Raw genomic sequence first — 13,544 nt, 5'->3', positions numbered from 1 at the left:
CGACCGTTCCGCCGTTTCCCTGTCTTTGTACGCCACAGTACGACGGCCACATGATGGTTGTTGTCACGCCATGATTTCTGCCTCTTCTACTCATCCCCGATCCAGGGCCGCCCGCGGCGGTCCCGCAAAAGAACGGGGACAGCGTGACGGCAGCTCACCAGAAATCGGAGGCGATCCTTCGCGGGGCTCGGATGCTGCGCACTGCGCTCGGCCCGGCGATCGCCACGTTTCTGGAAGACCCCGCAATCGTCGAGGTGATGCTCAACCCCGACGGGCGGCTCTGGGTCGACCGGTTGTCGGAAGGTCTCTCCGACACCGGTGAACGGCTATCTCCAGCCGACGGCGAACGCATAGTTCGACTTGTCGCACATCACGTCGGGGCCGAGGTTCATGCCGGGGCGCCCCGCGTCTCCGCCGAACTGCCTGAAACAGAGGAGCGGTTTGAGGGCCTTCTGCCGCCGGTGGTGTCCGCGCCGGCTTTCGCGATCCGGAAGCCAGCCGTCGCCGTGTTCACGCTCGATGACTATGTCGCGGCTGGCATCATGCTGTCCGACCAAGCCGAAACACTGCGTCAGGCCGTTCTTCATAGGCGGAACATTCTCGTCGCCGGCGGCACCTCCACCGGTAAGACCACGCTCACGAACGCCCTGTTAGCGGAGGTATCGAAGACATCCGATCGCGTCGTGTTGATCGAGGACACCCGTGAACTGCAATGCGCCGCGCCAAACCTGGTCGCAATGCGCACGAAGGACGGCGTCGCTTCTCTCTCCGATCTTGTCCGTTCCTCGTTGCGTCTTCGTCCCGACCGCATCCCGATCGGCGAAGTGCGCGGTGCAGAGGCGCTCGATCTGCTGAAGGCCTGGGGCACCGGCCATCCCGGCGGCGTCGGCACGATCCACGCCGGCACCGCCATCGGCGCTCTTCGCCGGATGGAGCAACTCATCCAGGAAGCCGTCGTCACGGTTCCGCGCGCGCTGATCGCCGAGACCATTGATCTGGTTGCGGTGCTCTCCGGCCGCGGCTCCTCGCGCCGCCTTGCCGAGCTTGCCCGCGTCGAAGGCCTGGGCCCCGACGGCGACTACTGCGTCACTCCAACAATTCCGTCCATCTCAGGAGACAGGTAATGATCAAGCATGCCCTGCGCATCCGCCGTCACATCGCCACGGCGGCTTCCGTCACTTTCATTTCCATAGCCCTCGCACCTGCCGCTCATGCGTCCGGTTCGTCGATGCCATGGGAAGCTCCTCTGCAGTCGATCCTCGAATCGATCGAGGGCCCGGTCGCAAAGATCATCGCGGTGATGATCATCATCATCACCGGCCTGACTCTCGCCTTCGGCGACACGTCGGGCGGAGCGCGCCGCCTGATCCAGATCGTGTTCGGCCTGTCGATCGCCTTCGCCGCGTCGAGCTTCTTCCTCTCGTTCTTCTCGTTCGGCGGCGGGGCGCTTGTCTGATGGCCGTTGGAGCGGATCATAGCGCGGACGTACCGGGCTTTTCCGTGCCGGTTCATCGTGCGCTGACCGAGCACATCCTGCTCGGCGGTGCGCCGCGCTCGCTCGCGATCCTCAATGGCACCCTGGCCGCCGCGCTTGGCTTGGGCCTTCGCCTTTGGCTGGTCGGGCTGGCGCTATGGGCGGTCGGCCACTTCGCCGCCGTCTGGGCGGCCAAACGTGATCCGCAATTTGTCGACGTCGTGCGCAAGCATCTGCGCATCCCCGGCCACTTGGCAACGTGAGGAGCCGGGCAATGATGAACCTAGCCGAATACCGCAATCGGAATACCCGGCTCGCCGACTTCCTACCCTGGGCGGCGCTCGCCGGCGACGGCGTCGTCCTCAACAAAGACGGCAGCCTGCAGCGCTCGGCCCGCTTTCGCGGTCCTGACCTCGACAGCGCAGTGCCAGCCGAGCTCGTCGCCGTCGCTGGCCGGCTGAACAACGCCTTCCGTCGCCTTGGTTCCGGCTGGGCCATATTCGTCGAAGCGCAGCGCCATGGCGCGGTGTCATATCCGGCAAGCACATTTGCCGACAGCGCTTCGGCGCTTGTCGATGCCGAGCGCAAGGCAGACTTTGAAGAAGCCGGCGCCCATTTCGAATCCAGCTACTTTCTCACATTCCTTTATCTACCGCCGGCCGAGGATGCCGCCCGTGCCGAGACCTGGCTTTACGAGGGTCGGGACCATGCCGGCGTCGATGCGCGCGAAGTGCTCCGAAGTTTTGTCGATCGCACCGACCGTATCCTCAACCTGATAGACGCCTTCATGCCGGAGTGCGTATGGCTCGATGACGCCGAAACGCTCACCTACCTGCATTCGACGATCTCGACGAAGCGCCATCGCGTCCGCGTGCCCGAAACGCCGATGTACCTCGACGCTTTGCTCGCCGATCAGCCGCTCACCGGCGGGCTGGAGCCCCGGCTTGGAGATGCGCACGTACGCATCCTCACTATCGTCGGCTTCCCGACCGCGACGACGCCCGGCATCCTCGACGAGCTGAACCGACTTGCCTTTCCCTATCGCTGGTCGACCCGAGCGATCCTGCTCGACAAGACCGACGCGACCAAGCTGCTGACAAAGATCCGGCGGCAGTGGTTCGCAAAGCGCAAGTCGATCGCCGCCATTCTCAAGGAGGTGATGACCAACGAGGCATCGGCGCTCGTTGACACTGACGCAGCCAACAAGGCCGCTGACGCTGATATGGCGCTACAGGAACTGGGCGCCGACTATGCCGGCCAAGCCTACGTGACCGCGACCATCACCGTCTGGGACGATGATCCCCGCGTCGCGGCCGAGAAGCTCCGGCTGGTGGAGAAGGTCATTCAGGGCCGCGACTTCACGGCGATGACTGAGACCATCAATGCTGTCGACGCCTGGCTGGGCTCACTCCCCGGGCATGTCTACGCCAACGTCCGCCAGCCGCCCATCAGCACATTGAATCTCGCTCACATGATCCCGCTGTCAGCGGTGTGGGCGGGACCGGAACGGGACGAGCACTTCGATGCACCCCCACTGCTTTACGGCAGAACGGAGGGCTCGACCCCGTTCCGGCTTTCCATCCACGTCGGCGATGTCGGTCATACGCTGATCGTCGGGCCGACCGGCGCCGGTAAATCGGTGCTTCTCGCACTCATGGCGCTCCAGTTCCGCCGCTATCAACAATCTCAGGTCTTCGCCTTCGACTTCGGCGGATCGATCCGCGCCGCGGCGCTCGCCATGCAGGGCGACTGGCATGATCTCGGCGGCGGTTTGACTGAGGGTTCCGAGGAGAGTGTGTCGCTCCAGCCGCTCGCCCGCATCGACGACGTCGCCGAGCGCGCCTGGGCCTCCGACTGGCTGATCGCGATCCTCTCCCGAGAGAGCGTGCCGGTCACGCCCGAGGTCAAGGAGCATCTGTGGTCGGCGCTTTCGTCGTTGGCGTCAGCGCCGGTCGCCGAGCGCACGTTGACCGGGCTGTCGGTCCTTCTCCAGTCCAATGACCTGAAACAGGCGCTGCGACCCTACTGCGTCGGCGGCCCCTATGGCCGGCTGTTGGACGCTGAGGCCGAGCATCTCGGCGAGGCGCATGTCCAGGCTTTCGAGACCGAAGGTCTGATCGGCACCGGTGCAGCGGCAGCGGTGCTCGCCTATCTCTTCCATCGCATCGAGGACCGCCTCGACGGCCGGCCGACACTCCTGATCGTGGATGAAGGTTGGCTCGCCCTCGACGACGACGGCTTCGCCGGACAACTCCGCGAATGGCTGAAGACGCTGCGCAAGAAAAACGCCAGCGTCATCTTCGCCACCCAGTCGCTCTCCGACATCGACGGCTCTGCGATAGCGCCGGCGATTATCGAGAGCTGCCAAACGCGCATCCTCCTGCCGAACGAGCGCGCGGTCGAGCCGCAGATCACCGCTATTTACCGCCGCTTCGGTCTCAACGACCGGCAGATCGAAATCCTCGCGCGGGCAACGCCCAAGCGAGACTATTACTGCCAGTCGCGACGGGGCAATCGCCTGTTCGAGCTGGGCCTGTCGGATGTGGCCCTGGCGCTGTGCGCAGCCTCATCCAAACAGCATCAAGCGATGATCGCCGACGTCCACGCCCGAAGCGGCACCGGGGGATTCCTCGCCGAGTGGCTGGCGGCCAACCGACTCGACTGGGCTGCCGACCTGATCACCGACCTCACCAACGTCAATCAACAAGACCCGGAGGCACGTCCATGACACGTCTGATTCAAACCCACAGTCGCGCACTGCGCGTGACGGCCGCACTCCTCGCGGTCCCGCTCGCACTTTCACCGGTCCTCAGCACCCCGGCTGCCGCTCAGTGGATCGTCTACGACCCAACGAACTATGCCCAGAACGTCCTCACTGCGGCGCGGACCCTCCAGCAGGTGAATCAGCAGATCACTCAGCTTCAGAACGAAGCTCAGATGCTGATCAATCAGGCGCGCAATCTTGCCAGCCTCCCGCACTCTTCGCTTCAGCAGCTTCAACAGTCGGTTCAGCGGACGCAACAGCTTCTGAGCGAGGCGCAGGGGATAGCCCTTAACGTCCAACAGATCGACCGAGCATTCCAGACCACCTATGGCAATGCCTCGATGTCCGCCTCGGATCAGGCGCTCGTCACACAGGCGCGGGAGCGCTGGCAGAACACTGTCGGTGGTCTGCAGGACGCTATGCGAGTCCAGGCGGGTGTTGTCGGCAACATCGACACCAACCGTACGGAGATGTCAGCGCTTATCGGCCAAAGCCAGGGCGCGACGGGGGCGTTGCAGGCGACGCAGGCCGGCAATCAACTGCTCGCACTGCAGGCCCAACAGCTCGCCGACCTCACCGCCGTCGTCGCCGCTAACGGGCGCGCTCAGAGCCTATCCGAAGCCGAGCGCGCCGCAGCGGCGGAACAGGGTCGTGAGCAGCGCCGTCGCTTTCTCACGCCCGGCAGCGGCTACCAGCCGGGCAATGCGCGCATGTTCCCGAACGGCAATTGAGAGGACCGACCGTGGACGGCAAATTGGTCGCTCGGATGGGCGCCGTGATTTTCGTCGCGGTTGCGGTCACCGCGACCGCGATCGAGATGTCCCGGAAAGAGGAAGTGCCTGAGGCTTGGTCGTCCGGACGAACGCCTCAAGAAACTGCGGATCCCCTGCGCGACGCGCTCATCCGCTGCCAGGCACTCGGTGAAGAAGGTCCGCGAGACCCCGCCTGCCGCCGGGCCTGGGCCGAGAACCGACACCGCTTTCTCGCGCCCGGTTCTCGTCCCGTCGAGCGCTTGCCGGACGTAGCATCACCCATCGGTGACGTCTTCAGCCCTCAACCACGAGGGACAGACGCGCAAGATCACGCGCCGACCGCGCCGAGCACGCCACAGATCAACGAAGCGCGATAGCATCATGGGCAACACCGGCGTCATCGACCACTTCCTCGAGGTCTTCACTCGCTACATCGACAGCGGGTTCGGCCTGCTTAGCGGAGAGGTCGCCTTCATCGCCACGACCCTGATCGTCATCGACGTGACGCTCGCGGCACTGTTCTGGAGCTGGGGCGCCGACGACGACATCATGGCGCGGCTGGTGAAGAAAACGCTCTTCGTCGGCGTCTTCGCCTACATCATCGGCAACTGGAACAACCTCGCACGTATCGTCTTCGAGAGCTTCGCCGGTCTCGGGCTGAAGGCGAGTGGCACCGGATTTTCAACTGCGGACCTCATGCGCCCGGGAAGAGTCGCGCAGACCGGCCTAGACGCCGGTCGACCATTGCTCGACTCCATCTCCAGCCTGATGGGCTACTGGTCGTTCTTCGAGAACTTCATCCAGATTGCCTGCATGTTTCTTGCCTGGGCGCTGGTCCTGCTCGCCTTCTTCATTCTCGCCATCCAGCTGTTCGTCACCCTCATTGAATTCAAGCTGACGACGCTCGCCGGCTTCGTCCTGATCCCGTTCGGCCTGTTCGGCAAATCCGCGTTTATGGCCGAGCGCGTGCTCGGCAACGTCATCTCCTCCGGCATCAAGGTTCTGGTCCTCGCTGTCATCATCGGCATCGGGTCAACGCTCTTCTCAGAGTTCACTTCCGGTTTTGGCGGGCAGAATCCGTCGATCGACGAAGCCATGGCGATCGTGCTGGCCGCGTTGTCACTTCTCGGCCTCGGCATTTTTGGTCCCGGAATCGCCACCGGGCTCGTTTCTGGCGGCCCGCAGCTCAGTGCAGGCGCGGCGATAGGAACCGGCCTCGCAGCGGGCGGCGTGGTCGCTCTTGGCGCCGGCGCCGTCGGTGCAGCAGCCTCCGGCGGCGCGGCCTTGGCAGGCGGTGCGGCAGCCGCAGCTCGTGGTGGCGCCGCCATCGCGGGTGGAGCGTCCACAGCCTACAGCCTTGGCGCAGCCGGACAGTCCGGCGCGGCCGGGGTGGCCTCCGGCCTCGGAGGCGTTGCGCGTGCAGGCGGCAGCGCGGCTGTCTCACCTCTGCGCCGTGCCGCATCGCGCGCTGCCGACACAATGAGGTCAAGCTTCAACGCAGGCGGCAAAGCGGCGTTCGAAGCGACAGGCGGAACATCCACCATGGGCTCAATAGGGGGTGATGCCGCCAGCGATGGCGCGGCGCCTGCGAGCGCTGGCGGGCCGCCGGCTTGGGCGCAGAGAATGCGCCGGTCCCAGCAAATGACTCACGCCGCCCAGGCCACGGCTCATGCCGTCCGCTCTGGCGACGCCCATGGCGGCGGTTCCTCGGTAAATCTGACTCAAGGCGACCGCTAATGTTCAAACGACCATCCACTCACTACGGCAAGGCACCCGAGCCGGAGACGCCGTATCAACGTGCTGCCCAAGTCTGGGACGATCGGATCGGGGCCTCCAGGATCCAGGCGAAAAACTGGCGGCTGATGGCTTTCGGCTCGCTGATCCTTACGGCGGGGTTCGCCACCGCCCTCGTCGTGCAATCAGCTCGCGGGACCGTCGTGCCGTGGGTCGTGCAGGTCGATCGACTGGGTCAGTCCCAGGCGGTCGCACCCGCCGAGGCCGACTTCCGGCCCACCGATCCACAAATCGCCTTTCATCTCGCGCGCTTCATCGAACAGGTTCGCAGCATCCCGGCGGACGCGATCATCGTGCGTCAGAACTGGCTACGGGCGTACGACTTCACAACTGATCGCGGCGCCATGGCGCTCAACGACTATGCTCGCTCGAACGACCCGTTCACGCGGGTCGGCCGACAGCAGGTTGCTGTCGATGTCTCAAGCGTCATCCGCGCCTCGCCCGACAGCTTCCGCGTCGCCTGGGTCGAGCGCCGCTATGAGAACGGCCAGCTCGCCGAGACCACGCGCTGGACCGCGATCCTGACGATCGTCGTGCAGGTCCCCCGCAACGCCGATCGGCTGAGGGCAAATCCGCTCGGCATCTATGTCAACGCCATCAATTGGTCACGGGAGCTTGGGCAATGAAGCCGTCTTTCCGTAAAGCCGGAAACCCGGCTTCACACGCACTTGTAATCCCGGCTCTCCGCCGAGCCGCAATCCCGATGGTCCTGCTGGCGACAACTGCGCTCGCGGGCTGCGCCACCACGAACCCACCGCCCGAGATCTCCTACGACAACGCGGCTCCCGCCGTGCAGACCGTCGATCCGCCAGCGCCCGTCACCGTGGTCGAACTGCCGCGGCCGCTGCCGCTACCCGGCCAGTTGCAGCGTGTGCCGGAGACGCGACGCGCGCCCGAGCCCGCCAACCCAACGGCGCGCGTCAACCAGGCTAATGAGGCGGCCCGCGTCCAGCCGGTGCGCGACGGCTTCATCAACTCCATGCAGGTCTATCCCTGGACGCAAGGCGCGCTCTATCAGGTATATACCGCTGTCGGTCAGATCACCGACATCGCGCTTCAGCCCGGCGAACAGCTCGTCGGCGCAGGCCCTGTTGCGGCCGGGGACACGGTGCGCTGGATCATCGGCGACACCGAGAGCGGATCGGGCGCGACGCGCCAGATCCACATCCTCGTGAAGCCCACACGGGCCGACCTGATGACGAACCTGGTCATCAACACCAACATGCGCACCTATCACATGGAGTTGCGGTCGACAGAGCGAACCTACATGGCTTCAGTGTCCTGGCAGTATCCGCAGGATCAACTCATCGCGCTGCGCCGGCAGAATGCCGACGCGCAGGCCGCTCAACCGGTTGCGAGCGGTGTCGATCTCGCGAACGTCAATTTCCGCTATGCCATCGAGGGTGACCGCGCTCCTTGGCGCCCACTGCGCGCCTTCGACGACGGTCGCCAGGTCTTCATCGAGTTTCCGCGAGGCATTGGTCAGGGCGAGATGCCGCCGCTCTTCGTCGTCGGGCCCGAGGGCAACACCTCAGAACTGGTGAACTACCGCGTTCGCGGCCACCACATGATCGTCGATCGACTCTTCGCGGCGGCGGAACTGCGGTTCGGTTCCGGTCGCGAGCAGAAGCGCGTCAGGATCGTCCGAACAGACGGGAGGCCCACCTCGTGAGCGCGAACTCGCCCACAAATGAGGAAGTGCCAGACGATGATGCACAGCCCCTGACCGGCGAGCCGGTCGGGCCAGCGCCGATGCGTCTGCGCGCCGAACCGCCCCGCGTCACTCGACTATCGCGCAAGGTCCTCGCCGGCCTTGGTCTTGTCGCCAGCGTCGGCCTTGGTGGTGCACTGCTCTACGCGCTCCAGACGCGCGACGCCGGTCGGCCCAACGACGAACTCTATTCGACCGAGAATCGCTCGACGGCTGAGGGCTTGGCCGGCCTGCCGCGAGATTACAGTGGCGTGCCCCAACTCGGTCCGCCCCTTCCCGGTGACCTCGGCCGACCGATCCTCAGCACCCAGGATCGCGGACAGCCGGTGCCCGCTCCCGTTATCGCCACACCCAACCCCGGTATCAGCGCGGAAGAGCAGCGCCGCCTTCAGGAGATCGAGACCGCGCGGACCAGCCGCCTCTTCTCCGGATCGGACAGCCGGGGCGCTCCCGCTGCAGCGGGAGCTGCCCCAGCACTCCCGCACGCTCCGGATTTGGCGAGCCTCGGCCTCGCACCTCCGCCGGCCACACCCTCCGCGCAGGAGCGTCAGAACGCTTTCCTGAACGCAGCGACCGATCGACGGACGGTGTCGCCCGATCGCGTCGTTGCTCCAGCGTCGCCAAATGTACTTCAGGCCGGCGCAGTTATCGCGGCAGCTCTTATAACCGGCATCCGATCCGACCTCCCGGGCCAGATCACCGCTCAGGTGACCGAAAACATCTACGACAGCCCGACAGGGCGCATTCTGCTCGTGCCACAAGGCACGCGCATTATCGGCCAGTACGATAACAATGTGCAATTCGGTCAAAGCCGCGTCCTGCTAGTCTGGAATCGACTGATCTTCCCAAATGGCCGTTCGATAGTGCTCGAGCGCCAGCCCGGCGCAGACGTCGAAGGCTATGCCGGCCTGCAGGATGGCGTCGATTACCACTGGTGGGATCTTGCCAAGGCCGCCGGTCTGTCGACTCTTCTCGGAGTCGGCGCCGAGCTCGCCGCCGACAATGACGACCGTCTCATCCAGGCGATCCGGAATGGCGGTCAAGACACGATCAACGATGCCGGTCAGCAGATCGTCAGACGGCAGCTCAACGTGGCTCCAACATTGACGATCCGGCCGGGATTTCCTGTCCGTGTCGTCGTGACCCGTGATCTCGTTCTCGAACCTTATGGGGGCTGATGATGTCGAAGCTCAAGCTAGGTCCCATCGCCGACGAGAAGCCGATCAAGGTTCAGGTGGAGCTGCCGGCGGCTCTCCACCAAGACCTTTCCGACTACGCGGATTTGTTAGGGCGCGAACAAGGTATGCCTGCTGTCGAGCCCGCGCGGTTGATCGTACCGATGTTGCAGCGGTTCATCGCAACCGATCGAGGGTTCTCGAAGGCTAGGCGTACGAAGACCCAGAACGCCTCCGATTAGCTGGCGCTGCTCCGCGTGAAGGCTGGCAGGACATCGAAGCACTTCAGCAGCAGCGGCAGAGCCGGATTGTCGTTATCGCTCGACGAAATCATAGCCGCCGTCGGCGCCCGCGCGGGTGTGAGCGGAACCAATGCAATATCAGGCCGATGCACGACGCTCGTTATCGTCAGCCCGAAGCCTTGCTCGACCATGGTCAGAAGTGTTTCCCTGCTGACCTGCTGGATAGACAGTTGGATCGCCTCTTCGGCAGCGCCCAGCATCCGCCGGAGAATAGCTGCGAGTTCGCGCCCGGCACCATCGGAGCGGACAAGAAAGACTTCGTCGCAAACGTCCTCCCAGGCGAGCCGCGGTCGCGACGCGAGTTGGTGTATGGGTGATAGGGCAACGAAGAGGTCGGGTTCGCACAACCGTCGAATCTGAAACGGAGGGCCCTTCGTTGCGGCCAGGCTGATCGCCGCGTCTAGCAGCCCGCGCTCCACGCCGAGGGTGTTCTGCTCTGACGTGCCTTCTTCGAGCTTCACCTCGATCGTCGGGTGTCGCTGTCTAAAGGTCGCCAAGAGGTCGATTATGGGACATGCCGGAAACGCCTCGAGCATCCCGAACCTGACTAGTCCAGTCGTAAGTTTACGGACCGATCGCATCTCAGTGGCGGCCTCGCGAAGATACCTCGCCCCGACCGCAGCTTGCTGCAGAAATCGCTCTCCTTCCGGCGTCAATCCAGCGCCCGATCGCGTGCGCTTGAACAGGGAAACGCCAAGCTGCCGTTCGAGCATCTGAACGCGGCGGCTGACCGTTGATTGCGATATCGAAAGGCGATCCGCCGCCCTGCGGAAACTACCCGCTTCGGCGACATGGATAGCATACTTAAGGTATCGAAGATCGAGCGTCAGATCAGGCATGACGCGCATTCCCGGTTCCCGGCTTCCGTTCGCACGAGCAGCGCGCGATGCTCCAAAGCCTTTGCTGGAGGCCCCGCTTTTCGATCTCAGATGGGGAATCCAAGCCGAGCCCATCAGTGAGCATGACCATCTCCGAATCCGTGATAGATGTATGCGCCGGTCATACATATTCGAGCGCTTGATGTCTATGCGTGACGCATATATTCTTTCCGGATGGAGCCCGAGGCCGCCAAATATCATTTTGGTGCACTTGCGCTCGCGGTAGCTGACAGCATCGCGAGCGCATCAGCCTCGCTTTCGCCGAGCGGCCCCGCGGCTGCATTGATGGTCTTCCTTAGCTTCGAGCCGGGATTACCTATCAGTGTCCTTGCGAGCCGGATCCGGCTTTCGCATGCGGGAACGGTCCGATTGATCGATAGGCTCGAATCCGATCACCTGGTGGAAAGGCGGCGACACACGGCGGACAAGAGGGCGCGCTTTATCCACTTGACCAATGCAGGTGTGAAAATGACCGGCGCTCTGCTCAGAGCGCGCGAACAAGTGATTGCAGCGTGTGTCTCGCCGCTGTCGCCGGCTGACCTGAACAAACTAGGCCGATTGTCCGAGCGGCTCCTTATCGCAAACGGTTACGAGAAATCTGGTGTCGAAACTATGTGGCCCGTGGTTGGCTACCGGGGACAGACACCGGCTGAAAATGCATCTCAGCCCGCCCGCCAGCTGCGCCGGCGCCCTTCGCACAAGGGCTGACGAGAAACCGAGGCAGGCTTGATATCTTTGGCATCGATCGCGTTCGACTTTCTCATATGCATACTGGCCTTCTGGTTCGGGTATTCTGCGAACCGAGGCGGCACGTGCTTGGTCGTAGCGGCTCATGAGTTGCAGCAACGGCGCCGACCAAGAATGTTCGTCGGATTTGTTGCGGCGTCTGCGGCTGCTGGCCTTATTGCGATACCGCTCGCTTGGTCGGGGACGCTGAACGCGACCCTCCCACTCTCGACGAGCGTCAACGGCCTCCTCATCATCGGCGCCATCGCCTTCGGCCTCGGCGCGCTCATAAATGACACCTGCCTGCTAGGTTCACTGGCACGGTTAGGGGATGGAGAGATGCGGTTGCTTGCCCTTCCTGCCGGACTGGCAATCGGCATCTTGGCCGCTGATTTCGGCCGGTTTGGCGCCGTCGCGACATGGCCAAGTTTCATCGCTAGGCCGAGTGTCCCTGGGGCCGCGACGCTTCTTGCCTTAGCCGTCGTGCTCGCGCTGGCGGTGATCTTCGTATCGCGGAAGACCCCACCGCGAAGAAGGCAGAGCTGGGCATTTGGCGCTTCAATGATCGGCCTCGGTATCACTGGTGGGCTTCTCTACGCGCTTTCGCCAGCATGGACATTCGCTGACCTTATCCAACGCGGCCTTCCTCTTCGAATGTCGCCAACAGGCGAGGTCGCACTGGTTGCGGTCATTGCCTCAGTTGCGGGAGCCATCACGGCATCCGTGCGCCAGGGTCGCTTGCGTTTCCAGCGGCCGACGGCCGCCGGCATCCTGCGGTCGATCGCCGGCGGCGCGTTGATGGGAATAGGCATCGGCCTGATACCCGGTGGCAACGACGCTTTAATCCTTGCCGCAATGCCTACGCTTTCTCCGGGCGGCATAGTCGCCTACCTCGTGATGACGACCACGATCGTTTTCGGATTCGAAGCGCGTGACAGACTGGCCAGGAACGGCGCGTCAGGCCAGGGGAAAAAGTAGACGGTCCGGCGTCGTTCGTGACACCTTTGAGTACCGGCTCCGCAGGTCGTACGCCTTTCGTGGACCAATGACCCTGATAACTGTCTCGAAAGATCCTGCGTCGAGAATTCGGTAAAAAGCGTGATAGGCGTCGTCACCGCAGAAGTGGGTGTCTGTTGCCTCGTACCCCCAATTCTTGCGCGAGAATGCAAGGTTGAGAAACAGCTTCCCGGTGTTCGGTCCGTCTGCGAACTGAACGTCTACTCGGTGGCCGACCGCGCAGTACCGATATTGCCGAGACGCTGAGAGTTCGCGGCCATCCCGAAGCCGAAGTATCCCGCTTTCTCGATAGGTGAGCGCGGATTCACCTGTCGAAGCGAAATCCGCGTCGCCAATCAGTTGTTCGCCCGTCGGATCGACGTTGCGACGAAGCGCCCACTCTCCACGGAGCGTGTCCAAGACCATCGTGCCTATGTTCACGACCGATCGATGGTCATCGGCCCAAGGCGCTCATTTTTGGGTTGGACCGACGCAAACAGCAGCACAAGTGATGCCGCAAGCAAAACTGCGTCCTTCAGCAAAAACTGGCCAGGAGCGGCGGATATCGCAGGAAAGCCTCCGGCAGTCGGCTCCCCGACCCCAGGCGTCGTAAAAAAGAAGGTCAGGGTGATGAAGTAGGTCGCCGCCGACATAAGCGCGCCAAGCGCTGAGAAGGATGGGCGGAAAGCCCCTAAGGCCAGCACGACTGCGGTCGACAGCTCGATGACGCCGACAAAGTAACTTTGGCCCTGTACCCCGAACATACCCAGCCAACTCATGATCGGACTATGGCCGATGAAAGGGGCGATGCCATCGGCCTCGTAAGCCGTGAATTTCATCGCGCCGAACCAAGAGAAAACGATCACGAGCGCCCATCTCAACAGCGCCAGTTCCTTCCGACTGCGCTCGGGCACAAGCAATTCATACCGATCGAAAATACTCATATCGAACTCCTCAAAAGGGGATGATCGT

16 protein-coding genes are annotated in these 13,544 nt (G+C 63.5%); 13 read left to right on the top strand and 3 right to left on the bottom strand.

Annotation, left to right across the window (positions count from 1 at the left end; translation table 11 throughout):
* Positions 1–191 precede the first annotated feature (191 nt).
* From trbB to V5F61_RS09330, 11 genes are read left to right on the top strand one after another with little or no spacing between them, the layout of a single operon-like run.
* Complete coding sequence (gene trbB / locus V5F61_RS09380) at positions 192–1,124, top strand: P-type conjugative transfer ATPase TrbB (RefSeq protein ID WP_194248571.1); 933 nt, start codon at positions 192–194, stop codon at positions 1,122–1,124.
* Positions 1,124–1,456 (top strand): TrbC/VirB2 family type IV secretion system protein, encoded by a 333-nt coding sequence (locus tag V5F61_RS09375; RefSeq protein WP_024350826.1) that lies wholly within the window; start codon positions 1,124–1,126, stop codon positions 1,454–1,456. Before trbB ends, V5F61_RS09375 begins: the two co-directional genes overlap by 1 nt.
* Positions 1,456–1,737: a VirB3 family type IV secretion system protein gene (locus V5F61_RS09370; protein ID WP_024350825.1), complete on the top strand. Its 282-nt coding sequence runs from the start codon at positions 1,456–1,458 to the stop codon at positions 1,735–1,737. The genes V5F61_RS09375 and V5F61_RS09370 overlap by 1 nt, the downstream gene beginning before the upstream one ends.
* An 11-nt stretch (positions 1,738–1,748) precedes the next feature.
* A complete protein-coding gene (gene trbE / locus V5F61_RS09365; protein ID WP_024350824.1) occupies positions 1,749–4,202 on the top strand; it encodes a conjugal transfer protein TrbE in 2,454 nt (817 codons plus the stop codon).
* Positions 4,199–4,969 carry a P-type conjugative transfer protein TrbJ gene (trbJ, locus tag V5F61_RS09360; RefSeq protein WP_029660577.1) on the top strand — a complete coding sequence of 257 codons (771 nt, stop codon included), beginning with the start codon at positions 4,199–4,201 and terminating at the stop codon, positions 4,967–4,969. The genes trbE and trbJ overlap by 4 nt, the downstream gene beginning before the upstream one ends.
* A gap of 11 nt (positions 4,970–4,980) precedes the next feature.
* The gene (trbK-alt, locus tag V5F61_RS09355; protein WP_070154328.1) at positions 4,981–5,367 is read left to right on the top strand and encodes a putative entry exclusion protein TrbK-alt; all 387 of its coding nucleotides are present in this window, start codon (positions 4,981–4,983) and stop codon (positions 5,365–5,367) included.
* 4 nt (positions 5,368–5,371) lie between these two features.
* The gene (trbL, locus tag V5F61_RS09350; protein ID WP_024350822.1) at positions 5,372–6,727 is read left to right on the top strand and encodes a P-type conjugative transfer protein TrbL; all 1,356 of its coding nucleotides are present in this window, start codon (positions 5,372–5,374) and stop codon (positions 6,725–6,727) included.
* Entirely contained in the window at positions 6,727–7,410 is a 684-nt protein-coding gene (gene trbF, locus V5F61_RS09345) for a conjugal transfer protein TrbF (protein WP_024350821.1), read from the top strand. The genes trbL and trbF overlap by 1 nt, the downstream gene beginning before the upstream one ends.
* Positions 7,407–8,456 carry a P-type conjugative transfer protein TrbG gene (gene trbG / locus V5F61_RS09340; RefSeq protein ID WP_024350820.1) on the top strand — a complete coding sequence of 350 codons (1,050 nt, stop codon included), beginning with the start codon at positions 7,407–7,409 and terminating at the stop codon, positions 8,454–8,456. Before trbF ends, trbG begins: the two co-directional genes overlap by 4 nt.
* Positions 8,453–9,673, top strand: coding sequence for a TraB/TrbI/VirB10 family type IV secretion system protein (locus V5F61_RS09335; protein ID WP_029660576.1), 1,221 nt, complete (start codon positions 8,453–8,455; stop codon positions 9,671–9,673). Before trbG ends, V5F61_RS09335 begins: the two co-directional genes overlap by 4 nt.
* 2 nt (positions 9,674–9,675) lie before the next feature.
* Positions 9,676–9,912 (top strand): DUF2274 domain-containing protein, encoded by a 237-nt coding sequence (locus tag V5F61_RS09330; protein ID WP_024350817.1) that lies wholly within the window; start codon positions 9,676–9,678, stop codon positions 9,910–9,912.
* On the opposite strand, the gene V5F61_RS09325 is transcribed toward V5F61_RS09330, so the two are convergent.
* A complete protein-coding gene (locus V5F61_RS09325; RefSeq protein ID WP_024350816.1) occupies positions 9,909–10,811 on the bottom strand; it encodes a LysR family transcriptional regulator in 903 nt (300 codons plus the stop codon). The two genes, V5F61_RS09330 and V5F61_RS09325, sit on opposite strands and share 4 nt — an antisense overlap.
* 213 nt (positions 10,812–11,024) lie before the next feature.
* On the opposite strand from V5F61_RS09325, the gene V5F61_RS09320 reads away from it, so the two are divergent.
* Complete coding sequence (locus V5F61_RS09320; RefSeq protein ID WP_024588022.1) at positions 11,025–11,558, top strand: MarR family winged helix-turn-helix transcriptional regulator; 534 nt, start codon at positions 11,025–11,027, stop codon at positions 11,556–11,558.
* 18 nt (positions 11,559–11,576) lie between these two features.
* Positions 11,577–12,554, top strand: a complete 978-nt coding sequence (locus tag V5F61_RS09315) for a YeeE/YedE thiosulfate transporter family protein (protein ID WP_341462710.1) — start codon at positions 11,577–11,579, stop codon at positions 12,552–12,554.
* Here the strand turns inward: V5F61_RS09315 and V5F61_RS09310 are convergent.
* Together V5F61_RS09310 and V5F61_RS09305 are read right to left on the bottom strand one after the other, a co-directional pair.
* Positions 12,534–12,998 (bottom strand): DUF6314 family protein, encoded by a 465-nt coding sequence (locus tag V5F61_RS09310; RefSeq protein ID WP_070154329.1) that lies wholly within the window; start codon positions 12,996–12,998, stop codon positions 12,534–12,536. The two genes, V5F61_RS09315 and V5F61_RS09310, sit on opposite strands and share 21 nt — an antisense overlap.
* An 11-nt stretch (positions 12,999–13,009) precedes the next feature.
* On the bottom strand, positions 13,010–13,516 hold the full coding sequence (locus tag V5F61_RS09305; protein ID WP_024350814.1) for a YkgB family protein: 507 nt from the start codon (positions 13,514–13,516) through the stop codon (positions 13,010–13,012).
* Positions 13,517–13,544: the final 28 nt, after the last annotated feature.

Source organism: Xanthobacter sediminis, assembly GCF_043195015.1.
Lineage (GTDB): Bacteria > Pseudomonadota > Alphaproteobacteria > Rhizobiales > Xanthobacteraceae > Xanthobacter.
The sequence above is the reverse complement of the archived record's forward strand: the minus strand, read 5'-3'. Positions and strand labels throughout refer to the sequence as shown.